We start from the raw sequence: 25,168 nt of genomic DNA on the forward strand, positions 1-25,168 counted from the left end.
CCAAAAATGAGGATCGAATTTTATGTTCTGGTGATTTTTTTGTGAATCAAAAATGCGGCGTAAAGTTTGTTCGCTCTATCAGCAGAAAAAAACAACCAACCCCGTTAAGGATTGGTTGTGATCGTGAAGTATTAAAGTTTCTGGTTATATAGATATAAATTCAGTCAAGATGAACTTGTAAGCAATCCATCTATATCAAGAACTGGACAAAAATTGGTTGGATGAAATTTGATGAAAATTGACTGAACTATATAACTTTTGTGCCAATTTGTACCAACTACTAGCTGACCCCTAAAATACATTAAATAACGGCTTCTCAACAATTGAGAGGCCGTTATTTTTCGATGTCGCATTGATTCAGCACGTGGTTGCCGGAGTTGGCTTTGATGATTAGATCTAATTGCAGATACTGTGCAGTGTTTTTGTACTAGGATTAGGGCACGTTTTCATTTGGTCGACTAGCATTCAGCAGAGGGCGACTTAAAATCAGCTTCGCCATTTTGAACAAGACATTCTAAAAAGGTAGGCCGAATGGTTTCAAAATACCAATTGTTCTTTTAAGTCTTTGAAGACACGTTTATAAGATGTATAATGTCATCAGATACCTATTCAGTATCAAAAATAAAGTTTGGAGTTGAATATTAATGAAAAAGAAGACCGTTTCAACCGCCATTGCCACCGGCTTACTGCTGGCACCGCTGGCGTTAGGCTTGGTTGCTAACCAAGCACCCACCAATGTCGCGCACGCCGCGATCAGTACCGTCGCTAAAAGTCAAAGCACCAATGTTTTAGCCAATTGGACCGCCAACACACCGAGCCACATCAAGGCCCAGATTCAAGCACAGGCCATTGACCCAGCTAACGCCAAGGACGCCGTTTATACCATTCAATGGGGCGACACGCTTTGGGGCATCAGTCAGGCGACCGGTATTTCAATCGACCAGCTGGTCACCGATAACCACATCGCCAACCGTGATCTGATTATCGCGGGTGCCAAACTCACCCTGAACGGGTCCGCTAAGGCCCAAACCTTTGTTCAAAACGCTCAAGGTCAGTCCGCCGATTCAAAAGCGTCCGTTGCAGGTGTGAATAGTGCTGCGGCGGGTACCACTAGCGCAGCAACCGGCACGGCTAGCAATAAAGCCGGTACGGCTACCACGCCAAACGGAACCGAAGCTTCCGGTTCCAGCGTCAAGGGCGGCAACACCAGCAGCAACACCGGTGCCAATACCAGCGAAGGTGGTTCCGGCAGTGCCGTAACGCCATCCAAGCCAAGTACCGATTCAGGTGATGGTACCAGCACGGTTAACCCAAGCAAGCCAAGCACCGGCGCCGGCAGTTCATCCAGCTCAAGCAACGATGGTTCCAGCACCAGCAAGCCGTCCACCCCAAGCACGGGTTCCGGTTCACAGGGCAGCAGCAGCAGTTCCAGCGGCTCTGATGCGTCCAAACCGTCCGAACCGAGTCAGCCAAGCAAGCCGTCTGAACCAAGCAAACCAAGTACCGGTTCCGGTGACGATGGCAGCACCACCCCGTCCAAACCAGTCACCCCGACTGCTGAATATGCGGATGTCACGGTCAAAGCTGTCACCAGCGATGGCACCGTCTTGAAAACCGCGACGATCTCGCATCAAGAAGTCGGCAAGTCCGTCACCGCACAGGCTAGTTCCGTCGCCGTCAGCGGCTATGATTTGAGCGACACCAGCAGCAAGTCGGCTGTCGTTTCAAAGAGCGGTACGGTCATCACGTTCACGTTCAAGAAACACGTGGTACCCGCTGGTAATACCTATACTCCAAACGTTGACCACATCAAGCAGCTTGTCATGGCCAAGTACAATTTGGCATCACATGGCAAATATTGGGGTAAGCCAGTTGGTAAAGCCGGCGACAACGGCAGTATTGTTGGCGCCGATGGCCATCTGTATCTAGCAACACCTGAAACATGGCCACTGGATAACAATCCATATACCTCCGACGAACAAATTGCGGAAGCCATCTGGGAAACCCGTGTTACTCAGGCCCTCGATGACCCTAACAATGTCTCAGCTGTCATTGATACCTTAACGGCTACCGGTTCAACTACCATTAACCCTAATGGTACGGTATCCGGCAAGATCCAAACGTATATGCACATGACTTGGTACCAAAAGTTCTAATAGCCAATAAGCTTCACCCATCCCGCTCTGGTGAGCACCTGTCGGTTCGATTCCGACACGGGATCTAGCGCGGGTGCCAACCCTTAAATCCCACGCTCGTTTGTCGCAATGGTGCGATAGGCGCACCAAGTGCTGCATCACGCTTATGGTCAACTCAAAAGACCACCGCTGCCGTGCGGGACGTGATGACGGACAGCACTTACCATCGGTCGCTCAGGCTGGTAGAGCAGATTCCTAACGGAATTAGTCGCGGGTTCAAATCCCGTCCGATGGTCTTGCCGCCTAGCCTTCAATAGGCACCAGCGGTATAAACAAAGCGTTATAAAATTAGTAAAATTTTTTGACATTAGTGTCAGGATGGAGTGGATAAAGAAAGATTGCACCAGAATCAAATACTTCTACATACTCTTGGAGGAATTTATATGGTTAAAAAGAAGTTAGCTTTCACACTAGTTCCGTTAGTGGCGTTTTTGCTTGTCTTTTTATCAGGCTGTGGATCGTCAATGGCTGGGACTTATCATGGGACTAGCGGTAGAACTACCATGACCTTGTCAAAAGATGGTAGTGCCGGATATGGAGAAATCGTATCAACTGGACATTCAGACACTTGGCACGGTAAATGGACAGTTGACGGGAATTCAATTCATATTGTATTAAAAAGTAATTCAGATTTCGGCTTTAATCTCAAAGGTACAATTCACGACAACAATACATTCGAATTACCAGACCAAAAGGGTACGGGGGATAATAATAATTGGAAGGACGAAACGTTCACAAGATCTAAATAAGGTCTGATGTAAATAATCTGAGAAGGAGTCACTTGAGCATTTACTGACGCAGTGATGAAGTTACGTTATAATTCTAGTTTTAAATTGAAAGCCCTGAGTTTCCGCAAATTTCGGAAACTCAGGGCTGTTTTTAGTTTGCGGAGTTGTTACTAAAACCCGCTGTGGTGGGTTCACGGGTACCCACTTTTGAGACACATAGATGCTGCTTCTCAGTACGTCAAGGGTGTAATAAACATTATTGATATTATTAGACTTGTGCTGGATTGAGTTTACCAAAATTAAACTACCCGTATCTTTATAATGCATAGTTACAACAGTGTGCGGAAACCACACTTGTGAATCGCAAATAACGTGAAATTCTTAAAGTGTCAAGAGGTCTGTTTCGGAAGTAGCAATAGTGACATTTTACACTTGAAATTACATCTCTAAATCCCTGTCTTGTATTCACTTATTCCCGTAACGTGGCATTAAAGCTACTTTTACAGGAGGAATCGTTCAGTGTTGATGAATATTGGAAGAATTGTGCGGGATAGACGCCAAATAAAAGGGATAACGATTGAACAGTTAGCCGAAAAAGCCGATGTTTCTGTGTCGTTAATATCCCGATTAGAGCGTGAACGTGTTGACAACATTAAACTAGCCAACCTAGCAGCAATAGCCAATGCTCTACAACTTCAAATGGCGGACTTCTTCAGGGATTCGCGATTGCAGACGCCTAAAGTCGTTGAGCTGCTGGATTACTTGGCTGAACAGCCCGAACAAAAGCGAGAGGATGCAGCGGCGCTCATGCTACGTTTGATGAAGTTATAAGTTATAAATGGTTACAATTTGATGGGCTAGGGCTTCGACACCCACAGATTTATGTAAGTGGTACAAGTCTGCGAGGTTGATAGTCTTATCAGGCAACTCAAGTGTTAGCAGTTTAAAACAGTGGTAGTCAAAGTCATATCTAGCGTTAACAAATATTTCAAATTTCAAGTTTTGTAAATCAAGTAGCGTCTTTTCTAAGTTCATTATGTTTCCTCCGATAACTAAAATAACCTCAACAATTTTTCTGTTGAGGTTATTTTAGTCCGCTTAAAAACTGAGATACAGTCTTGTTAAAAAAGGGAATTTGTTCTTGTTGAAAAATATTACGTTTCTTGTATAGAACAAATTTTAAACACGGTGTCAAGCCGAGTCAAGATTTATCATCATATTGTTTGTAAGCAAAGACTATTGTTGGACTCAGATTTGGTATATATCGGTATTCTTGGACTGGTGGTATTGCTGGGAGTCCAAAAGGATTAATCCAATTTTCGGAATGCTTAAGCTTTTCAATATCGGATTGCAAACCTATTATTTCGTTTTGTTGTTCAACAAGTAACGATGCTAATGCGTTAATGGACGCAAGTGGTAATTTGTTATAAATTCGATGATTACTGTTTGACTTATGATTTGGTTTATCGGTAGCCGATGCTGGGTAATGCCGGAAATATTGCCAGAGATCTAGATCTTCCTCCATAATTTTGTTCTGTGATTCCCAGTAGGCACAAAATCGGTTAAATGCTGGCAAGGGCAGGCCTTGCACAGGTTTCTTAATACCATTAACCCGTATTTCATTGAACTCGGACTTTAAAAATTTAAATTCTTTGGTGTTGAGATATCGATAAACGGTTTTGCTAGATTTCTGCATTACTTCGGCAATATCTTTTACTGTGGCGAATTCTTGCCCGGTTTCTGTATCTATAACCATATTAACACCTCAATATTAATTCTCATTAAAATACAAACTTATAAGGCTTAATCGTGTTCTATTGTACCTTATGAAACAAGGCAATACAATAATTGCATACAGATCAATTCTCAACCAAAAGTGAGCTGAATGATCTGAATTTAATTTAGGAAGGTGTTCCCATGAAAGCATTTAGAAAGACCGGTTATAGCAAAAGTGTTGCCGATGATTACATTAACAAAGATTTACCGGTTGTTTATGTAACCAATGTGGTTGAAACGATGTACAAATATGAGGACAGTCACCGGACTGACTCAGTAAGTGGTTATCGGTATTGGTTCATCCAAGAGGGACTTAACCCTTTCCGTGTCAAGTTTTCTGAAAAGTTAAGCGAAGGTTTAAACGCTTTTGATCAAGTAACTTTTGATGAGTTGGAAGGCATCGAGATCAAAGGAAATGTTTATTTTCGCGCGAAGGGCGTAAAACTTCTTAATGAAAAGGGGAAGTCCGATGAGTAATGAGGAAGTTCGGACCTATCTGCTTCAGTCGCTGAACATGTCTCTAGACATTAAAGGTGAAACCACCTATACAAACAGCTTTGATGTCCAGATCACAGACAAGGGTTTCCTTTTTATTCCACGTGTACCATGTTCGTTTGTTTTAGATGCTGACCTTTACCAACGTATTTTTTCAATTGCCAATGGTGTCCTGTATCCAAAGTTTACATTATTGAAACAAAGTGGCGCGTTTTTTACTCCTACAAAAAGTTCGAATTTTCATCTCGCACGAGCCTTTTTTTATCCATGGTTCGTTGGTATTCCCGAACGGTTAGTTATTAAAGATATTGATGATTTTGTCAGCACCGTTCCTCTCGGTGAACTTCCTTTGATGAAGGGAGTCACTGTTGATTTTGATCAAATCACTCATGTTGAAATTGCCGGAAATTCAGGAGCTGGCAAATCATATGCATTGGTTTATCTATTGAATGTCATCAACAAGTTTGCTGATCTAGTGATTGTTGATCCGAAGTATGATTCTCCGTCTAGATGGGGAAAAGATCATTCAGTTCGCGTTGTTCATCCTGACGACAGCTCTTCTCAGAATGACTATGTTACTCAGGTTAATGGGGTGCTAAGTGAGGTGCTTAAGATTATTCATCGTCGACAAGCAACCCTTCAAACCGGCCATAGCTTCAATTTCAAGCCAATCGTGATTGTCATTGATGAACTGATGGCGCTTTCTATGGCCGTGACAAAGACGATTAAAGATTCATTTTTCGGTCTTTTGGGACAAGTGGCACTTTTAGGGCGGACGACTAAAGTACATCTTATTCTAGTCTCTCAACGTTTTGACGCGTCAGCACTACCAGTAGCTGTACGTGAACAGGCGAACCTGTACATCCAATTGGGAAATATCAATAAAAAAACAACTCAGTTTTTATTTCCAGACTTGGATAACACTGATGGAATAGTAGTCCCCGTCGGCCGCGGAACCGGATTAGTTCAAATTATAGATGGAATTCATGCGCCCAACATCATGCCACTATTAATGCCAACTTATGGGAGAGGGGGTGATTGAATGTGAAAAAAGAAAAAAAGCAAACACGCTTTCTGCGATTGTCATGGATTCGTATTTGGATGATGGCACTTGCATTGGTAATGTTGCTCTTCAGCTTCGCGTCTGTGATGTTTTTAAAACTTTTAGACGATGATTTATTTCGCGGTGTGGCATCGCTTGGTTTTCGTGACCAATTAACCGGGGTGAGTCACATTTCTCAGTATGGGGCATTCTGTCTGTTTATCCTCGAAGCTTTAGCTTGGATTATTGAACTTAAACGGTACCGAGGAAATATCAAACGTTTGGTTAGAGCTGTAGTTGTTAAGTGGCGTTTGGAACGAAGCTTGTTCCGGCCATCTGATCACGCGGGTGAATCTAGTAAGAAGTTATCAAGCTATAACTATGCGGTTAAGCGCCTGTCAGTCTTTGTTTCTGAAAGTCAAGTTACACTGTGCATTCCTCTTCCATGGGATGGGCTGGCGCAAAAAATGATTGAAGACAGCCAGTCAGTTATTAAACAGAAGACTTCAGATTTATTTAACACTTTTGTTTTTTCAAGCTTTGAAGAGAAAGCTGGCTTTTTGTGGCTTAGAGGTTCGCGGCGAAACTAGAACTGAGATGCGGCCTCGGCCTCGCGCAGCGAGATGCCGAAAGGCCGCAATCTTTTTTAAGCCGCGAACAAATCCAGTGTCTTAGGATTGGCCTTATCTTGATACTAATAGAAACAACCCCATTCTTCAAAATGGCTGATAAGTGCGATGACACCGGGAAATACAGATAACAATCTTGTTGAATGGCTCTAAGTTGTTTAGGTAAGTGAGGTGATCTTGTGTGACAGATATTCTAAAAGACGTGACAAGTTATGGTCATGAACAGCCTTGGCGAGAACGAAAGATTGCTTGCCGGATGTATGGGGATTATGTCACTAAATTAAATTACAAAAAGGCGGCACGTGTCGTAGATTGCGGTGAGACATTAAAATTTGCCAGAAGTGGGTCAGATTTGAAGTTATTTCAAGCGTGGTTTTGCCACTCTCGACTGTGCCCAATGTGCAATTGGAGGCGCGCGCGAAAGCAGTCATATCAACTAAGCTTAATTATTAATGAAGCTTTACAGCAGAATTCATCTGGTGTGTTCTTATTCTTGACACTGACAGAGAAGAATGCCACCGCATCAACTTTAAAGGCAGAGTTAAAGAAAATGAACGCCTCATTTTACAAGCTCTTCCAGTACAAAAAAACCAGCAAGAATTTACTGGGATATGTTCGATCGACAGAAATTACGTTTAATGAGAAAAATCAGACATATCACCAACACGCACACGTTCTATTGTTCATGAAAAGCACCTATTTCAGAGATTCGCAGAACTACATTAAGCAGGCTGAGTGGTCTAAGTTTTGGAAGCGAGCACGGAAGCTAAACTATGAGCCAATTGTTAATGTGAAGCGGGTTCGTCCAAACGTTAGGAGGGGGGACACCAGTTTGGCGTCGTCGGCTCGCGAAGTAGCTAAGTATCAAGTTAAAAGCACGGATTATTTAACAGGGAGTGAAAGCCGCGATTTGAAAGTTGTTGGCACACTTGAGAACGCGTTAAATCATACGCGGCAATTATCTTTTGGGGGCGTTTTAAAAGACATTCGCCAGCAGCTAAAACTGGATGATCTTGATAACGATGACAGCCCTCAAAATTTAATTAAGCTCGGAATTAATCCGGCAACTGGACAGAAGGTGACCGAAGTGGATTATGTTTGGAATCCTGTGTCAAATAATTATGAAAAGTGGTAGTGACTGTGTGATGAAAATGAAAATAAAAAGTGTTGCACCGTGAACTTGTTACGGCGCAACACCTGATAGCTCCCACTATCAACAGAAGTATCTCATTTTCATCCAGTTTTTAACAGAGCAAAAATTTGCGGAATTGATGACAGACAACGATACAGAAACTCATCAATGATGCAAAGACGAGAAAGGGTGAAAATCATGGTTCTAAAAAAGACATATGATCATATTTTGTTGAACCGTGAAGAAGCAGCAGCGTATCTAGGCATTGATCCGGTTTCCTTTGACAAGTATTTTCGAAAAAAGGGGCTGAAGGCATTTATGCTTGGGAAACAAGAACGGTATCTGCAAAGCGAATTGTACAGCTTCATTAAGAAAAATAGCATTACCTGAAGCAACGTGATAAGCTGATTCCGTATTGACGGGGCCAGCTTATTTCTTTAATAAGGAGATAAGATCATGGCGGTAATAGTAAAACGAAACAATAAGTTCAGAGCGTTGGTGTCTGTTCCTAATCGGGGAGAGTATAAGCGTCTTACTAAAACCTTTCCGACATATCAGGAGGCCAAAGTTTGGGGCTTGAAGCTAGAATTGCAGAAGAGTAATGGCGTTGACTTGATGACGCGTGACACATTACTTGTGGACTACTTTTCCTATCATCTTGAATTTGTGAAGAAAGCGGAGGTGAAAGAATCAACTTATTTGGCTTATAAGCGGCAAGGTGAAATTTTGAGGAAGCTTTTTCCTAAAATCAGAATCAGAGATTTGAACGATGTACTAATTCAAACGATTATTAATGACTATGCCAGTAACCACGCACTTAAAACAGTGCAGTTGCTAGTAACGCCATTACGGTCAGTTCTGAAGTATGCCTATGCGCATGGCTTGTTAGTCAACGATATTTCATCATTGATTCATGCCCACGGCAACGTGCCAAAGAAGCGCAATCGTGCGTTATCAATTACGGAGCTTAAAAAGTTACGACACTATTGCTTTGAGCATACACAAAGTGAGTTTGCGATTCTGGTACTTTTGGCAACTGATTCTGGGTTAAGACGGGGAGAGATATTGGGATTAAAGCCGGACGATCTTTCTGAAGAAGCGGGGGAGTGCGATGTCCAAGTTAATCGCTCATTAAGCCCATTTTCCGATGCAGTGTCGTTAAAAACCGAGTCTTCAAGAAGAAAAGTATCAATCACGAAACCGGTGTATGACTTGGTCAAAATGATTCCAGTGAAGGCAGACGGTTATATTTTTGAGCGGGACGGTTTCCATCAATCCATGATGCTTGCACCTTTTCTTGCTAAAGTAGGTATTAGCCAAACGACTTTTCATGGTCTGAGGGATACGCATGCTTCATTTCTCTTTAGCCAAAATCTCGACTTGGCATATATCTCTCAACGTTTAGGCCACTCTAGCTTGCTAACGACTCAGAATTATTACATTACATTAATGCCCGAAAAAAAACACGCCCAAAATGGACGTGCAATGGACCTGTTGGCAGGTCTTTAACGATTTGTACCAATTTGTACCAGTCGAAGTGCTCCAAACACCTTTGTTAAGGCGTTTATAAGCGTTTCGATTAAAGTTTCTGGTTATAGTATTCAACAACCAGTGATTCGTCAACTTCTGGTTCGAGTTCGCCACGTTCTGGTAAACGAACGAGGGAACCGGTCTTCTTAGTGTCGTCAAAGGTAACGTAGGCCGGACGGGAAACGGTGTTCTCGATGGCTTCATTGACGATAGCAAGGTTTTGTGAACGTTCGCGAAGAGCGATCACTTGGCCAGGCTCTACTTCATAAGAAGGGATATCGACGCGCTTGCCATCAACGGTGATGTGACCGTGGTTAACAAGTTGACGTGCTTGCGGACGGCTGGAAGCCAGACCCAAGCGGAAAACCAGATTGTCCAAACGGGTTTCGAGCAGGATCATGAAGTTATCACCATGGGTGCCTTCTTTGATCTTACCGGCGCGCAGGAACAAGTTCTGGAATTGGCGTTCGTTTAAGCCGTACATCCAACGTAACTTTTGCTTTTCACGCAATTGTTGGCCGTATTCAGAGATCTTACGACGGTTGTTGGCACCATGATCACCAGGTGCATAAGGACGACGAGCTAATTCTTTACCAGTGCCGGAAAGGGAGAGGCCAAGACGACGGCTCTGCTTCCAGCGAGGACCAGTATAACGAGACATATAGATATTCCTCCAAGATTTTATTTGGAGTAAAATAACGAATTGCGGCTTTAGCACACGGGCAGTCCTGCAAAGGTTCACCTTTGCAGCCGCGGTTACTACTGTCACCGGCTTAACGCCGAGGCAGGACTGGAGCCGACCATGCCGGCCGCTGCTGCATTATTTTACACGCGTGCTAGTATACCGTGTTTAGCGCAGCAGTGTCAAGGTGCGCCGCCAACGTCTCACCAAACTTAGTGAGGATGGCTTCGTCATTTTCACTAAATCGATCAAGTGTTGGGGAGTCGATGTCCATGATGGCGACCACCCGATTGTCAACTGTGATGGGAACAACGATCTCAGCGTTGCTGGCAGAGTCGCAAGCGATGTGGCCAGCAAATTCGTGAACGTTTGGCACGCGCAGCACAGCGTTTTGGGCGTAGCTGGTGCCAACGACACCGTTGCCTGGCTGAATGTGCATGCAGGCGACTTTACCTTGGAATGGCCCGAGGTCAAGCTGGCCAGTTTTATCATTATAAAGGTAGAAACCTGCCCAGTTGAGGTCAGTCATCAAGTCGTTTAGCAAAGCGCTGGCATTGGCAAGTACCGTAATTGGGTTAGTTTCGCCGGTTAGCAAACCGTCTAATTGGTCAACAATGATGGGATCAAGGGTCGTCATTTAATCAGTCCTTTTAGAGAATTTATGAAAAGCGATGTGTAGGCCTTTTAACTGAAGCCTTTTTTTGCGATACTTGTACTTAGGATATTCTCACATTTTGATGCTTAACGGCATTTTAGCCGTGAAGCTGTCAAAATGCAATTGAAATGATAATAGGTAAAGCAGAGGGTGTAGGGATGATCTGGTTCTTTGTTATCGTAGTGATCATAGTTGTCGCTGCCGGCGGTGTCTGGTGGCTGCAGCATTATTTTCAGACTCGAATCAAGAACTTGGACGCGCAAGTCGAAGCGATCGACGTTGGTGCGCTGTCGAGTCAGATTCGCAGCATCGAGCAGTTAAAGTTAACTGGCGATAGTCTGGCAACGTTCAGCAAGTGGGAACGGGCCTTTGATCAGTTGAATGATGACGACTTGGCTGACCTACAGAAGATTCTGCTTGATCTGGAGGACCAGGCCAAGCGTTTTCGCTTTGATCATGCCCAGAAAATTGCTAAGGTGCTGGAAGCAAAAATTGACACAGCCCGCCAACAATATGACTTGATCAGCCAAGCCTTACAAGACATTCGGCATGATGAGGCGGATAATCGCAGCAAGATGTTGCAGTTACGTGATGATTATCAAGTGTCGCGTAAAACGATCCTCGCCAAAAGTTTTGTCTTCGGGGATGCCCAGCCGGCTTTGGAACAGCAGTTGCAACAACTGGCTGAACTTTTTCAAAAAATTGACCAGATTAATAATGATGGCGATCATCAAGCTGCCAAGAGCGAGGTTAAGCAGTTAAGTGATGAGATGGCGGCATTGCGGCGTCAAGTTAAAGAATTGCCACCGCTTGTCAATGAACAGGTGAACGAATTCCCGGCGCAGATTAATGAAATCGAGCATGGTTATCGGCAGTTGACAACGGCTCATTATGTTTTCACTGATGATATTCCGGGCATGGTCGAGGATGTTAACGAAAAGATGGCTGACGCTAACACCGCGCTTAAGTCGCTTGATGTGGACGCCACAGAAGCGGCTAACAGCGAAATTGAAGCTGAGATTGATAAGATGTACGCGATTATGGAAAAGGAAATGCAGGCTAGAAAGCGCGTCGATGCTGCTGCGCCAGACCTGCGCCAATTTATTGATCACGCCTTGCGTCAAAATCGCGAGTTGCAGACAGAGCTGGATCATTTGAATCAGAGCTACACGTTGAATCACAATGAAATCAAAATTGCCAAGGATTTAAAGACGCAGCTTGATTCGATCGATGCCAACTATATTAAGGATACGGATGCGATTGAAGCTGGTAAGGCCGTTTATTCTTATGTGATTGAGCGGTTTGATGCCACCAAAGATGAGTTGACAGCGATTGAGAAGCAGCAGGTTCAAATTAATCAAGCGGTCGCAGGCTTAAAGAAAGGCGAGATTGTCGCCAACAAGCAGGCAGAGAATTTTGAACTGGATATGCGTAACATCAAACACGAAATTTTACGGCATCACCTACCTGGTCTGCCACAAGATTATGTGAGCCAGGTCAAGCACGTCACTGCCGAGATCGAGCAATTAAACCATGATCTTGATCAAGTGAAAATTAACATGGACGCGATTGCGAAGTTTCTGATTAAAATTGCCAGCGATATTGATGCGTTGAAAAAAGCTACCAGCGCTTTGATTGACGCTGCGGGTTTGACAGAAGAATTGATGCAGTATGCCAACCGCTATAAAACAACAGTGAAACCAGTCGCCGAAGCAGTGCATCAGGCTACTGAGTCGTATATGCAATTTGATTATAAGCAAGCCGCGGATACCTTAGCGACGGCATTGGAGCAAACCGAAGCCGGAAGCTATAAGAAGGTTGAGGATGCGTACCTTGCGCGGAAGAAAGCTTCATTATATTAGTGATTCGGATTTGGGAAAACCAGCCGGTGGTGGCTGGTTTTTTGTTTGGAGGTTGTTGTTGTGCGAATTTGTGGGTAATTTTCGTAGGACTTGTTGTACGAACTTTCTGATGTGATCTAGGCTCCGATAAACGCGCTCGCCAGTCCAGAAACCTGCGTGTAAGGACCTTGGTCGCAATGGTCAAAGTGCGACCATCACGCCCAAGGCCACTTACACTCCGGTTTCTCCCGGACTGGCTCGCGCTCTTGAAACTTACTAACTTTTTGTCTATAATTCAACGCAGTCACAATAACGGAAGGGGCCGGCAGATGATTTATTTTGATAATAGTGCGACGACGAAGATTTCGCCGGAGGCATTGGCTACTTATAATAAAGTCAGCACGGATTTTTTTGGTAATCCGAGTAGCTTGCATGCCTTGGGGACACGGGCAAATGAGGTTCTGCAAAGTTCACGGGCGCAGATTGCTCAGCTGATCGGTGCGAAACCAAACGAAATTTACTTCACCAGTGGTGGTACCGAAAGCGATAATTGGGTGATCAAGGGAACGGCGATGGCGAAACGTGAATTCGGCCGGCACCTGATCACAACCAGCATTGAGCATCCTGCGGTCATTAATACGATGAAGCAACTAGAAAAATTGGGCTTTGACGTGACCTATCTGCCGGTCGATCATCGCGGGTTTATCAACATCGATGATCTCAAAGCAGCGATTCGCAAAGATACGATTTTGGTCTCGATCATGGCGGTCAACAATGAAATTGGCAGTATGCAGCCGATTGTTGAAGCAGCACGCGTGCTGGATGCCTATCCCAATATTCACTTTCACGTTGATGCTGTGCAGGCAGTCGGCAAGGGGCTGGATGCTGCCTTGCAAGATCCACGGATTGATTTTATGAGCTTTTCGGGGCATAAGTTCCATGCTCCGCGTGGCACAGGGTTCATCTATGCCAAGGAAGGCCGGATGATCGCGCCATTGCTGACAGGCGGTGGCCAGGAAAATGACTGGCGCTCAGGCACGGAAAATGTGCCAGCGATTGCCGCAATGGCGAAGTCACTACGGCTCCTTTTGGCCAATGAAGCGGATAACGTGGCTCGTCAGCAAGCTGTTCGCAAACGAATTTACGATCATGTCAGTCAAAAGCCAAAGGTGACGATGTTCAGCCAATTGACCCCTGATTTTGCCCCGCATGTGTTGTGTTTCGCGATTGCCGGTGTCCGTGGCGAAACAATCGTCCACGCTTTCGAGGCGCAAGCTATTTACATTTCGACAACTAGTGCCTGCTCCAGTAAAAAAGGAACGGAAAGCAGTACACTCGCGGCAATGCATACCGATTCCCGGATTGCAACGTCAGCGATTCGTGTTAGCTTAGATGAAGCGAATACTTTGGCCGAGGCAGATGCTTTTAACAAGGCATTTGATACGGTTTATGCGAAGTTTGCTAAACTTGATAAGGCGACCGTTTAACTGAAAGGATTATAGTATGCAATATTCAGAAATTATGGTTCGTTATGGCGAACTTTCGACAAAAGGCAAGAACCGTCAAGCCTTTATCGGCCGGTTAAACGGCAATGTCACCCGTGCTCTGCACGAGTTCCCCAAACTCACGATTCGCCCTAAGCGTGATCGGATGCATATCGAATTGAATGGGGAGCCGAGTGATCAGGTGATGGCTCGGTTATCACAAGTTTTTGGCATTCAAAATTTTTCACCAAGTATTGCGGTTGAAAAAGATATGGATAAGGTGCATGCAGTTGCCTTGCAATTAATGAACGAAACCGCGCCAAAGGGCATTAGCTACAAGGTCAACACGCGCCGCAGTGACCACGATTTTGCCTTAGATACAAACGCCATGAATTTGGATCTGGGTGACTATCTGACAGATAAGCGACCTGATTTGGTTGTTAAAATGCATCAGCCCGACATGATTCTGCGGGTTGAAGTCCGGCGCGAGGCGATTTATTTGTCCACGAAGACCATTCAAGGGGCAGGTGGGTTGCCAGTCGGGACTGCCGGCAAAGCAGCTTTGATGCTAAGTGGCGGCATTGATTCGCCAGTGGCTGGCTATTACGCGTTAAAGCGGGGTGTGGACATTGAGATGGTTCACTTTTTCAGCCCGCCGTATACCAGCCAGCAGGCACTCAACAAAGCTAAGCAACTGACCGCGAAGTTGACGCCATATGTCGGCCGGATTTACTTTATCGAAGTGCCATTTACGGAAATTCAAGAGGAAATCAAGGCGAAAGTGCCAGAAGGTTATCTCATGACCGTTCAACGGCGATTGATGTTGCGGCTAACGGAAGCCATTGCTCAGCAGCGTGGCGATCTCGCGATTTTCAATGGCGAATCGGTCGGTCAAGTTGCCTCGCAAACGTTGGAGTCGATGGCGGCAATCAATGATGTGACAACGATGCCGATTATTCGACCGGTGGCAACGATGGATAAGAATGAAATTATTGCCGAAGCCGAGAAAATTGACACTTACGATTTGTCGATCATGCCATTTGAGGATTGCTGCACGATTTTTGCGCCGCCTTCACCGAAAACTAAGCCAAAGACAGATCGCGCGCGTTACTATGAAAGCAAAATTGATGTTGCCGGCTTGATGGATCGCGCACTGGCTGGCGTGAAAATTCAGGAGATCAAGTCATCGGATCAATTTATGAATCAAGATCAAGATGTTATTGCTGAATTACTTTAAAAAGAATGCCTGTTGTTTGCCTATTGATGCTAGTGGTCATGGCAAACAACGGGCGTTTTTATTTAATAAAGGAAACATTTCACAAAAGCTGAGACTTTTGACGGTTTTCATCTTTTGGTTATCTGTGGTGATAAAGTCAGAAGCACAGACCAAACTGCCCGGTCGCTGACAGATAATATGATAACATCAGTACAATCGTAACGATTCATGCCAGTCATTACTTTTGAAAAAAGATAGCCAAGCAAGCCGAATTCTGGTAAGCTAATATGTGAAAAGAGTAACAAAAGCGTGCGGAGGTGTTCAAAGTGGTAGTCAGCAAGCAGGCGTTATCACAGGCAACAATTAAACGGATTCCCGTGTATTATCGAACGGTTAAAGACTTGCAGCAGACCGGCGAGAAACGGGTGCGGTCTGATCGATTAAGTAAATTGGTGCACATTGCTCCAGCAACGATTCGACGTGATTTTTCTAATTTTGGCGATTTAGGCCGAAGTGGCTATGGCTATTCGGTTGACTTGCTTGCACAGGTTTTTGGCGAGTTGCTTGAAGTCCACTCAGAAGAACAGATGGCGTTGGTGGGTTGTGGTAATTTGGGCCGTGCCTTGCTGACGAATAATTTTCGCCGCAACCCTGATCTTTCTATCACGATGGGCTTTGACACCGATCCGCAATTAATCGGGACAACGATTGCCGGCGTGCCGATTTATGATTTGGCCGCTTTAGCTGAAAAATTGCGTCCGAGTATGCACACCGCTATTGTCTGCGTCCCAAGCTCGGCCCAAGCTGCAGTGGTGCGCCAATTAGAAGCGCAAAACGTCACTGCCATTTTGACCTTTGCTCCCAAACCGGTTCCTGCCAAACCGACAACCACGATTCGCTACATTGATCTCACCAGTGAACTGCAAGCCTTATTGTTTGTCGATCATCAAAAGCAGGTTAAACGAGTGTCGCAAGGGTAGCACAACTGAGCCGTAGCAGGCTATGTTTCCGAAAAGGATAGCGCTAGCGATTGACCCGTCAAAATCAACGGGTTATAATTCAGCTAATGCAATGATCAAGAGGGTCATGGTCTTTTTTTCCAGCGACAAGGTGGTTGGTGCAAACCTTGAAAAAGGCTATGGTTGTAGCTTGTGAGCTGCCGTCCTGAAGTGAGTAGGGAGCGGCCGGTGACAGCCGTTATCCTGAACCAAGTGGGGGATTGTTTCCCAATTTAGGTGGTACCGCGAGCTGACTCGTCCTAATTTTTTTAATTAGGGCGGTTTTTTTTATTCTCGTAAGTCAGCTTGCGGGCCGCGTTACTGCAGGAACAGAAAAAAATTGTGAGGTGGAGCCAATGAAAGAGCAAGCATTAGCACCTAAGTACGATCATAAGGCCGTTGAAGCTGGCCGGTATCAAGAATGGCTAGATGAGGATGTTTTCAAACCGAGCGGTGATCAAAAAGCCAAGCCATACTCGATTGTCATCCCGCCGCCAAATGTGACGGGTAAGTTGCACATGGGCCATGCCTGGGACACAACGCTGCAGGATATTGTGATTCGTGAAAAGCGGATGCAAGGTTTTGATACGTTGTGGCTGCCCGGAATGGATCATGCTGGAATCGCGACCCAAGCCAAAGTTGAAGCTAAGTTGCGTAAAGAGGGCATCAGCCGCTATGACCTAGGGCGCGATAAATTTGTTCAAAAAGTTTGGGAATGGAAAGACGAATTTGCCAAGACGATTCACAGTCAGTGGGCGAAGATGGGGTTGTCACTTGATTACAGCCGCGAGCGTTTCACCTTGGATAAGGGACTTAACGAGGCTGTTCGTAAGGTCTTCGTTGAGTTGTATAAGCAAGGCCTGATTTATCGGGGCGAATATATCGTCAACTGGGATCCGCAGGCCCGTACGGCGTTGTCGGATATCGAAGTCATTCATGAAGATGATAAAGGCGCCTTCTACCATGTGAAATATCCATTCGCAGACGGGAGCGGTTATATTGAGATCGCCACAACCCGTCCCGAAACGATGATGGGCGATACCGCCGTTGCTGTCCATCCTGGTGACAAACGCTATCAGGACTTAGTTGGCAAGGAGCTGATTTTGCCGCTGGCTAATCGCAAGATTCCAATCATCGAGGATGCGTATGTTGATCCAGCATTTGGGACAGGGGCGGTTAAAATCACGCCTGCACATGACCCTAATGACTTTCAGGTAGGAAATCGCCATGACTTAAAGCGGATCAACACGATGAATGAAGATGGCACGATGAACGAAAATGCTGGCAAGTACAATGGCATGGATCGTTTTGAAGCTCGGAAGGCCATGGTGGCGGATCTGGATAAGGAAGGTCTGTTACTGAAAGTTGAGCCAATTGTGCATAGTGTTGGTCATAGTGAACGCACCGGTGTTCAGGTCGAAGCTCGGCTGTCAACTCAATGGTTTGTGAAAATGAAGCCGTTAGCGGACGCTGCCATCAAAGCACAACAGGAAGCTGATAAAAAAGTGACCTTCGTGCCAGATCGGTTTGAGCACACCTATTTGCAATGGATGGAAAATATTCACGATTGGGTTATTTCTCGGCAACTTTGGTGGGGTCATCAAATTCCGGCTTGGTACAACAAGCAGACTGGCGAGACCTATGTGGGCATGGAAGCACCAAAAGACATTGAAAATTGGCAGCAAGATCCAGATGTTTTGGATACTTGGTTCTCAAGTGCTTTGTGGCCATTTTCAACGATGGGCTGGCCGGATACCGATTCACCGGATTACAAACGCTACTATCCAACGGACACATTGGTTACCGGCTACGATATTATTCCATTCTGGGTGGCTCGAATGATTTTCCAAGGGCTGCATTTCACTGGCGAGCGTCCGTTCAAGTACACCTTGATCCATGGCCTGATGCGAGACGAACAAGGCCGCAAGATGAGTAAATCCTTGGGCAATGGGATTGACCCGATGGATGTGATCGAAAAATACGGGGCCGATGCTTTGCGCTGGTTCTTGATTACAGGGAATAAGCCTGGTCAGGATACTCGCTTTAGTTACAAACAAGTTGAAGCCGCTTGGAACTTCATTAACAAAATCTGGAACATCTCCCGATTCGTGATGATGAATCTCGGGGACTTGGAGAAGCCGCAACAACCAGATCCAAGCACCTTCGATTTATCTGATAAGTGGTTATTTGCCCAATTGAACGAAACGATTAAGCAGGTCACTGATCTATCTGAACGCTTCGAATTCGGCGAAATGGGTCGGACTCTTTATAACTTTACTTGGAACGTTTTTGCTGACTGGTATGTTGAAATGAGTAAAGAAGTGCTTTATGGCGATGACGAAAAAGCGAAGGCAGCTAAGCGAGTTAACCTTGCTTATGCGCTTGACCAGATTCTGCGCCTATTGCACCCAGTCATGCCGTTTGTGACTGAAAAGTTATGGCTTGCTTTGCCACACGCAGGACAGTCAATTGTAACAGCCAGTTATCCAGTTGCTAATGATGCTTTTGAAAATTCGGCCGCTGTTGATGCCATGGATTCAATCATCGCTTTGATTCGTGGCGTCCGTAGCATTCGTAAGGATGCAGGTGCGCCACTCAAGACGAAGGTTGACATTATTGTCAAATTAACTGACCCGGCTTTGAAGCCAATTTTTGAGGACAATTTTGACTTTATTGATCGGTTTGTTAACAGCAAAGCTTTCACAGTAGGAACCGATGTTGCCGAGCCCAAAATGGCTGGCAGCACCGTGATCACGGGAGCAACAATCTTCGTACCGTTAAATGAACTGGTGGATCTTGATGAAGAGCGCGCTAAGTTGACAAAGGACGCTAAGAAGCTTCAGCAAGAAATCGATCGCATCGATAAAAAGCTGAACAATCAAGGCTTCCTCGCCAAGGCACCTGAGGCAGTTGTTGAAGAACAACGGACCAAGCGCAGCAATTTTGCCGATCAGCTGAACAGCACACAGCAGCGGTTGGCACAGTTGCAGCAGGCTTAATCAAGTTTCGCTTTAAGGTAACGATCAGATTGACGTTGGTTTGCTTTTTGTTAATAGATTGATTGAAAAGGGGACTGACCATGGTAACATGGCCAGTCCTTTTTGTTTGCCTATAGACGGCTGACGATTAAACGCTTTTGGCACAAGGTTACGTCTAGTTATCATTCAAAAATCACTGGGTAAACATCATAACTTCTCCAGAATTTCTGGTATCATGAAACTTATGAAGCTAGCACTTGCACGCTGGCATAGAAACCGGGCGCGTTCATGCCCTGAGGAAAGAAGTTGACCATGGACTACACCGAAAGTGTCGCGTATATTCATTCGTTTCCGCGCTTGGCCAAAACTGGCGATCATCAGCGCATTCTCACCTTGTTGCATGCCTTGGGTGACCCGCAAAAACGAGGCCATTATATTCATGTCACTGGGACAAATGGTAAAGGCTCAGCCGCCAATGCCATTGCCCATATCCTTGAAGCAAGCGGTTTGAGCGTCGGTTTGTATACATCACCGTTCATTATGCGGTTTAATGAGCGCATGATGATTGATCATCAGCCCATTCCTGATGCTGAGCTTGTTAAAGCGGTCGCTGTCGGACAACAGGCCTTAACCCAGCTGCGGCAAGCGACACCAGATTTCGGGGTCACGGAATTTGAATTTATCACGGCTCTGGCCTTTTGGTATTTTGATCAAAAACAGGTGGATTTGGCAGTGATTGAGGTGGGGATTGGTGGCGACACGGATTCCACCAATGTGATCACGCCGGTTGTAAGTGTGCTGACTGAGGTAGCTTTAGACCATCAAAAACTGCTTGGCGATACGATTACTGCGATTGCAACGCATAAAGCTGGCATCATTAAACCGCACGTCCCGGTTGTGACTGGCAATTTGGTACCAGATGCTGATGCTGTTGTGGCGGCAAAGGTTGCAGCAACAGCTAGCATGTGGTTGCGATTTGACCGCGACTTTTCCGTTCCTAAAGCGCGCTTGCATGGCTGGGGTCAGCGACTGACTTATGCCGACAAGGATGGTGAGCTGACAGACATAGATATACCGCTGGTTGGTGATTACCAACAGCGAAATATGGCAATTGCGATTCAGACGGCAAAAGTCTATGCCTCTGCAACGAATTGGCCGTTGAAGTCGCAGGAGATTCGCAAAGGGCTAGCGGCCAGTCGATGGCCGGCGCGATTAGAGAAGTTAAGTGACGAACCACTGATTGTGATTGACGGCGCCCATAATCCGGACGGCATCAAGGGATTAATTGCCGCATTGCACCAGCTCTTTAAGCAACCGGTGACAGTGATTGCTGGCATTTTGGCTGACAAGGATTATCACACCATGGCCGATGCACTAACGAAGGCATTTCATACCGTGTATCTCGTACCGGTACCAGGCAATGCCCGGGCTTTGCCTGAGGCTGGGTATGCAGCCTTGCATGAAGGCCAATTAAAGGATTCCTGGCAAGAAGCAATGGCCGCGAGCCTTGCTGACGATCCGGATCAGCCAATCATCTTAACCGGCTCGCTTTATCTGGCCGCTGATGTTCGACAAACTTTAAGAGCGTGAGCCAACCCGGGTAGAAACCGGAGTGTAAGCGGACCTGAACGTGATGGCAGGGCTTTGGCCATTGCGTTCAGGGTCCTTACACGCAGGTTTTTGGGCTGGCGAACGCGTTTCAGAAGAGCCGAGACCAGCTCAATTAGAACAGCGCGTGAGCAGTTTTTTTGTGTCACGAGCGACTTTAAGGAGGAGACCATGACGACTACCATTATTTTTGATCTTGATGGCACCTTGGTGAACACCGAGGCACTTTATCTCAAAAGCAATGTCAAAGCTGCCGCTCAACTGGGATTGCATCGCACTGAGGCTGATTTTCGGCCGTTAGTGGGTGCAGCCGGCCCCAGCGAGGCCAAAGTGATTGCCGACATGATTGGCGCCGAACATGCTGCTTGGTTTCAAAAGTTTTCGACGGCGGATGTTCTTGATCAAATTCAAGGCGGCGCAGATTTTGTTTTGCCAAATGTACAGCCAACTTTAGCGGCATTGACAACGGCAGGTTATCCATTGGCGCTGGCGACGAGTAGTCCGCGGCATTATGTGGATGTTGTCTTGGCAGCAACCGGCTGGCAGCGGCAGTTTCACCCGATTTTGACTGGCAGCGATGTACAGGCGCATAAGCCTGATCCTGAGATGTACGAAGCAATGAAAGTCAAGCTGGGAAATGTGCCAGCTGTTGTCGTTGAAGATACCCATGTTGGTGTTGAAGCGGCTGTTGGAGCTGGCCTGCCAGTGGTCATGATTCCTGGTATTGCGCAAAAACCCGATTCAAAAGCGACCGCGATTCTGTCATCAATCAGCGAATTACCAGCTTGGTTGAAAAATCAGCCTGCGTTTGCGTAATTTTCTAATGACACCGATAACTGATCGGTGAAGTGAGAAAATGCCAACAGGGGGAATTTTCATGGCAGATGCAGCAGAATTGCCACGTGAACGGTTATTAGCACATGGTCCGCAGGCTTTGACGGATGCTGAGCTTTTGCAGCTGGTGGTGCGAGCAGGGAATCAACATTATCCGGTTAAGCAGATCGTGAGTGAAGTTTTGGCGACTTATCCGAAACTTCAGGGCTTGGCAGAAGGGGATCAAGGCTTGCTTGAGCATATTCGGGGACTGGGCGCTGCCAAACGAGCTAGTATTTTAGCTGGGGTGGAGTTGGGGCGGCGGGCTATGCAACGGCAGACGGTTCGCTACGGGCAAATCAAAAATAGCGAACAGTTAGGCAAAACGATGATTTCTCGGTTTGCTGGTGTGAATCAGGAATCCATGTTGATTTTATTTTTAGATGTTAAGAATCAGATTATTACTGAACAGATTGCTGCAATTGGTACAGTAGATTCAGCTATGGCAGATCCGCGTATTGTTTTTAGAGAAGCGTTAAAGTTGAGCGCCACAAACCTGATTATGGTACACAATCATCCCAGTGGTGATCCCTCGCCAAGTCAGGCGGATCGGGACACCACGACTCGGTTTCAGTTGGCCGCCGCGTTGCTTGGCATGCATTTGATTGACCATCTCATTGTTGGTGGGGAACGCTATTATTCATTCGCGCGCGATGATCCGGAGTTCAATTAGGCAGGGGAACAAAGTTGTAAGCTTTTCTCAAATTGCCCATCTGGCATGAAAATCGGGTAGTTTCACATTTTGTCACAGAAATAAATATGCTATAATGCATGGAGTTATACGAAATGAGTCAGCATAAGGGGAGAACGTCTTGTTTGGATTTGGATCAAAAAATATCGGGATCGATCTTGGCACTGCAAATACCTTGGTTTACGTTGACGGTAAAGGCATCGTTTTAAACGAACCTTCCGTTGTCGCGAAGAATACCCAAACGGAAGAAGTCATTGCGGTTGGTGAAGAAGCTCGCGACATGATCGGTCGTACCCCGACCAATATCGTGGCGATCCGCCCAATGAAAGATGGGGTCATCGCTGACTACGATACAACGGCAGCCATGTTGAAATACTTCATGCAAAAGGCGCTCGGCAACGGTAGCCATCCGCAGGTCATGATTTGTGTGCCTAGCGGTGTGACCGAAGTTGAAAAACGCGCCGTGATTGATGCGGCTAAAGTTGCTGGTGCACGCGATGCATTCGTCATTGAGGAACCTTATGCTGCTGCGATCGGTGCTGGCTTGCCAGTTATGGATCCTACCGGCAGCATGGTTGTTGATATTGGCGGCGGCACGACTGACGTGGCGACCATCTCACTTGGCGGTATCGTGTCCAGTCGTTCTATTCGAGTGGCCGGTGACAAGTTTGATGAAGCGATCATCAATCACTTACGGCAGAATTTCAACCTGTTAATCGGTGAGCGAACAGCTGAAGCCATGAAGATTCAGATTGGCTCAGCATCTGTTGAAAAAGCAAAAGATATTGACGGCATGACGGTTCGCGGTCGTGATTTGTTGAGTGGTTTACCGAAGACAATCGAAATTTCAGCGACTGACATTGCCAGTGCCATTCATGAAAATGTTCTTGATATCATTACAGCAATTAAAGAGACGCTTGAAGAAACTTCTCCAGAAATTGCTGCCGATGTCATTGATCATGGGATTGTTTTAACAGGTGGCGGTGCCTTATTGAAGCACTTGCCGGATGTCATTTCGGATGAAACCAAGGTACCGGTCTTCATTGCCCAAGATCCATTGGATTGTGTTGCCATCGGTACTGGCGAGTCATTGAAGAATATTGATGTCCTAAAGAAGCGTTAACAGCCCATAAATGAAGATGGTTCGTGTGTGGCAAGAGGCTGGGATGATTTGATCCTGGCCTTTTTTCGCGAGTATGACGGAGGAACCAATGCAGAAATTCTTTTCCAATAAAAAATTGATCGCCCTCATGATCGCGTTGCTGGTCAGTCTTGGTTTGATCGCAGGGTCGATGTATGCGAGTAATAATCGTAACACCCCGCCATTTATTCAACGGATTGCCAACGATGTCGTGGGCATTGGCGGTCGCTTGGTTGCCATTCCTGGGGATTTTGCTCGGAATGGCTTGGATGACATCAACAACCTTTTGGATACCTTTCAGGAGAATCAACGGCTAAAAAGTCAGCTGGATAATTTAGCTCAGACGAAGGTTCAGGTGCAGACACTTAAGCGGGAAAACAAGCAGCTGAAAACTCAGTTGAAGTTAAACGGCACCTTGACCGATTATTCTCAAATTAGTGCCGCGGTGATTTTACGGACACCAAGTGACTGGCGCAACATGGTTGTGATTAATCAAGGCAGCGCTGCTGGCGTCAAGAAAGGTATGCCGGTTATGGCCGGTTCGGGACTGATTGGTCGAGTTGTTGAAGTCAATCGGACGAACGCCAAGGTTGAGATGTTGTCGACGGCTAACAAGTCTAGTGATCGCATCGCCGCCGCTGTTGAAACTAAAGGCGATAAAGAAGTGAACGGGATCATTACTGGTTACGACGAGAAGTCCGGTGATCTCATTTTGGGTGAGCTGAATACTGATACTGATATTAAAAAAGGCGACGATGTTGTCACCAGCGGGTTAGGCGGTATGACCCCGAAAGGCTTACTCATCGGGAAAGTTGCCAGCGTCAAAAAAGATGACTATGGTTTGGCCAACAGTGTTTACCTAACGCCTGCCGCCAGTCTGAATGATGTTACTGTGGTGACCGTCATTTCGCGCACGATTGCAGGTGACTAAGATGCTGAATGAAAAACACTTTACTGGTCATTGGTGGGTTGTTCTCCTGTTGTTGTTGCTGATGTTGATTGATGGCAGTCTGGCATCGGTATTAGCCCAATGGATCATGCGCCCAAATTTTATGGGCACGCCGCAGCTGACATTACTTGGACTCATCATGATCACGTTATTTGTCCCTGAGGAAAAGTATATTACTTGGATTGCTGCGCTCATTGGACTCTTGTTTGATACGTTTTATACTGGCATTTTAGGGGTCAATGCACTGCTCTTTCCATTAGTCATTTATACCATTCGACAGATTCGGCCGTATATTCCGCGAACACCGGTGTTTGTCGGTATGGTTTATATTATTGGGTTATTACTGTATGGCATTGCGAACTACATCATGAATCGGTTTATCGGTTTCGGTACTGGAAATGTCGTGATGCTTATTGCAAACCACCTCGGCCCTGGTCTGACAGTCAACTTGGCGTTGTTTGTCATTGTATATGGGCCGTTGCACCGTTTGTTAGACAATTTAGCTGAAGAATAGTTGGGGTGATG

The 25,168-nt window shown here is 45.9% G+C and carries 24 protein-coding genes, 1 tRNA gene and 1 other annotated feature; of the genes, 21 read left to right on the forward strand and 4 right to left on the reverse strand.

Going from position 1 to position 25,168, the window contains the following annotated elements; translation table 11 throughout:
- The first annotated feature begins 644 nt into the window (after positions 1-644).
- From AC07KQ_RS06240 to AC07KQ_RS06255, 4 genes are all read left to right on the forward strand, one after another.
- Positions 645-2,156, forward strand: a complete 1,512-nt coding sequence (locus tag AC07KQ_RS06240) for a LysM peptidoglycan-binding domain-containing protein (protein WP_013245673.1) — start codon at positions 645-647, stop codon at positions 2,154-2,156.
- 202 nt (positions 2,157-2,358) lie between these two features.
- Positions 2,359-2,430: transfer RNA gene (locus AC07KQ_RS06245), tRNA-OTHER, on the forward strand.
- 148 nt (positions 2,431-2,578) lie between these two features.
- Entirely contained in the window at positions 2,579-2,944 is a 366-nt protein-coding gene (locus AC07KQ_RS06250; protein ID WP_041168856.1) for a hypothetical protein, read from the forward strand.
- A 498-nt stretch (positions 2,945-3,442) separates the two neighbouring features.
- The gene (locus AC07KQ_RS06255) at positions 3,443-3,754 is read left to right on the forward strand and encodes a helix-turn-helix domain-containing protein (RefSeq protein WP_013245674.1); all 312 of its coding nucleotides are present in this window, start codon (positions 3,443-3,445) and stop codon (positions 3,752-3,754) included.
- Here AC07KQ_RS06255 and AC07KQ_RS06260 read toward each other — a convergent pair.
- Together AC07KQ_RS06260 and AC07KQ_RS06265 are read right to left on the reverse strand one after the other, a co-directional pair.
- Complete coding sequence (locus AC07KQ_RS06260; protein ID WP_041168857.1) at positions 3,749-3,958, reverse strand: hypothetical protein; 210 nt, start codon at positions 3,956-3,958, stop codon at positions 3,749-3,751. The two genes, AC07KQ_RS06255 and AC07KQ_RS06260, sit on opposite strands and share 6 nt — an antisense overlap.
- Positions 3,959-4,124: 166 nt before the next feature.
- Positions 4,125-4,679: a hypothetical protein gene (locus AC07KQ_RS06265; protein WP_013245675.1), complete on the reverse strand. Its 555-nt coding sequence runs from the start codon at positions 4,677-4,679 to the stop codon at positions 4,125-4,127.
- Positions 4,680-4,840: 161 nt separating this feature from the next.
- Here AC07KQ_RS06265 and AC07KQ_RS06270 point away from each other — a divergent pair, with 161 nt between their 5' ends.
- The 6 genes from AC07KQ_RS06270 (at position 4,841) to AC07KQ_RS06295 (ending at position 9,506) form a co-directional block, all read left to right on the forward strand.
- Entirely contained in the window at positions 4,841-5,176 is a 336-nt protein-coding gene (locus AC07KQ_RS06270; RefSeq protein ID WP_013245676.1) for a hypothetical protein, read from the forward strand.
- Entirely contained in the window at positions 5,169-6,236 is a 1,068-nt protein-coding gene (locus AC07KQ_RS06275; RefSeq protein WP_013245677.1) for a cell division protein FtsK, read from the forward strand. The genes AC07KQ_RS06270 and AC07KQ_RS06275 overlap by 8 nt, the downstream gene beginning before the upstream one ends.
- 2 nt (positions 6,237-6,238) lie before the next feature.
- A complete protein-coding gene (locus tag AC07KQ_RS06280) occupies positions 6,239-6,826 on the forward strand; it encodes a hypothetical protein (protein WP_020751556.1) in 588 nt (195 codons plus the stop codon).
- 220 nt (positions 6,827-7,046) lie between these two features.
- Positions 7,047-8,000 carry a protein rep gene (locus tag AC07KQ_RS06285; RefSeq protein WP_013245679.1) on the forward strand — a complete coding sequence of 318 codons (954 nt, stop codon included), beginning with the start codon at positions 7,047-7,049 and terminating at the stop codon, positions 7,998-8,000.
- A gap of 195 nt (positions 8,001-8,195) precedes the next feature.
- The gene (locus AC07KQ_RS06290) at positions 8,196-8,387 is read left to right on the forward strand and encodes a helix-turn-helix domain-containing protein (RefSeq protein WP_013245680.1); all 192 of its coding nucleotides are present in this window, start codon (positions 8,196-8,198) and stop codon (positions 8,385-8,387) included.
- A 66-nt stretch (positions 8,388-8,453) separates the two neighbouring features.
- Positions 8,454-9,506 carry a tyrosine-type recombinase/integrase gene (locus tag AC07KQ_RS06295; protein WP_013245681.1) on the forward strand — a complete coding sequence of 351 codons (1,053 nt, stop codon included), beginning with the start codon at positions 8,454-8,456 and terminating at the stop codon, positions 9,504-9,506.
- Between the two features lie 70 nt (positions 9,507-9,576).
- On the opposite strand, the gene rpsD is transcribed toward AC07KQ_RS06295, so the two are convergent.
- Positions 9,577-10,188, reverse strand: a complete 612-nt coding sequence (gene rpsD / locus AC07KQ_RS06300; RefSeq protein ID WP_003565106.1) for a 30S ribosomal protein S4 — start codon at positions 10,186-10,188, stop codon at positions 9,577-9,579.
- A 175-nt stretch (positions 10,189-10,363) separates the two neighbouring features.
- Entirely contained in the window at positions 10,364-10,846 is a 483-nt protein-coding gene (locus AC07KQ_RS06305; protein ID WP_003565108.1) for a GAF domain-containing protein, read from the reverse strand.
- Between the two features lie 176 nt (positions 10,847-11,022).
- Here AC07KQ_RS06305 and ezrA point away from each other — a divergent pair, with 176 nt between their 5' ends.
- From ezrA to mreD, 11 genes are all read left to right on the forward strand, one after another.
- A complete protein-coding gene (ezrA, locus tag AC07KQ_RS06310; RefSeq protein WP_480156629.1) occupies positions 11,023-12,726 on the forward strand; it encodes a septation ring formation regulator EzrA in 1,704 nt (567 codons plus the stop codon).
- A 308-nt stretch (positions 12,727-13,034) separates the two neighbouring features.
- Positions 13,035-14,192, forward strand: coding sequence for a cysteine desulfurase family protein (locus AC07KQ_RS06315; RefSeq protein ID WP_003565113.1), 1,158 nt, complete (start codon positions 13,035-13,037; stop codon positions 14,190-14,192).
- Positions 14,193-14,208: 16 nt separating this feature from the next.
- Complete coding sequence (thiI, locus tag AC07KQ_RS06320) at positions 14,209-15,426, forward strand: tRNA uracil 4-sulfurtransferase ThiI (RefSeq protein WP_003565115.1); 1,218 nt, start codon at positions 14,209-14,211, stop codon at positions 15,424-15,426.
- Between the two features lie 305 nt (positions 15,427-15,731).
- A complete protein-coding gene (locus AC07KQ_RS06325; RefSeq protein WP_003565117.1) occupies positions 15,732-16,385 on the forward strand; it encodes a redox-sensing transcriptional repressor Rex in 654 nt (217 codons plus the stop codon).
- An 82-nt stretch (positions 16,386-16,467) separates the two neighbouring features.
- Positions 16,468-16,669 (forward strand) — a binding site (T-box leader).
- 90 nt (positions 16,670-16,759) lie between these two features.
- Positions 16,760-19,402, forward strand: coding sequence for a valine--tRNA ligase (locus AC07KQ_RS06330; RefSeq protein WP_003565119.1), 2,643 nt, complete (start codon positions 16,760-16,762; stop codon positions 19,400-19,402).
- A 291-nt stretch (positions 19,403-19,693) separates the two neighbouring features.
- Complete coding sequence (locus tag AC07KQ_RS06335; protein ID WP_003565121.1) at positions 19,694-20,971, forward strand: bifunctional folylpolyglutamate synthase/dihydrofolate synthase; 1,278 nt, start codon at positions 19,694-19,696, stop codon at positions 20,969-20,971.
- 189 nt (positions 20,972-21,160) lie between these two features.
- Entirely contained in the window at positions 21,161-21,805 is a 645-nt protein-coding gene (locus AC07KQ_RS06340; protein ID WP_003565122.1) for an HAD family hydrolase, read from the forward strand.
- Between the two features lie 61 nt (positions 21,806-21,866).
- On the forward strand, positions 21,867-22,535 hold the full coding sequence (gene radC, locus AC07KQ_RS06345) for a RadC family protein (protein ID WP_003565124.1): 669 nt from the start codon (positions 21,867-21,869) through the stop codon (positions 22,533-22,535).
- 139 nt (positions 22,536-22,674) lie between these two features.
- Positions 22,675-23,676 (forward strand): rod shape-determining protein, encoded by a 1,002-nt coding sequence (locus tag AC07KQ_RS06350; protein ID WP_003565127.1) that lies wholly within the window; start codon positions 22,675-22,677, stop codon positions 23,674-23,676.
- A gap of 88 nt (positions 23,677-23,764) precedes the next feature.
- Complete coding sequence (mreC, locus tag AC07KQ_RS06355; RefSeq protein WP_003565129.1) at positions 23,765-24,625, forward strand: rod shape-determining protein MreC; 861 nt, start codon at positions 23,765-23,767, stop codon at positions 24,623-24,625.
- A gap of 1 nt (position 24,626) precedes the next feature.
- Positions 24,627-25,157 (forward strand): rod shape-determining protein MreD, encoded by a 531-nt coding sequence (mreD, locus tag AC07KQ_RS06360; RefSeq protein WP_003565130.1) that lies wholly within the window; start codon positions 24,627-24,629, stop codon positions 25,155-25,157.
- The last annotated feature ends 11 nt before the right edge of the window (positions 25,158-25,168 follow it).

Source organism: Lacticaseibacillus sp. YLM2-1 (genome assembly GCF_056583465.1).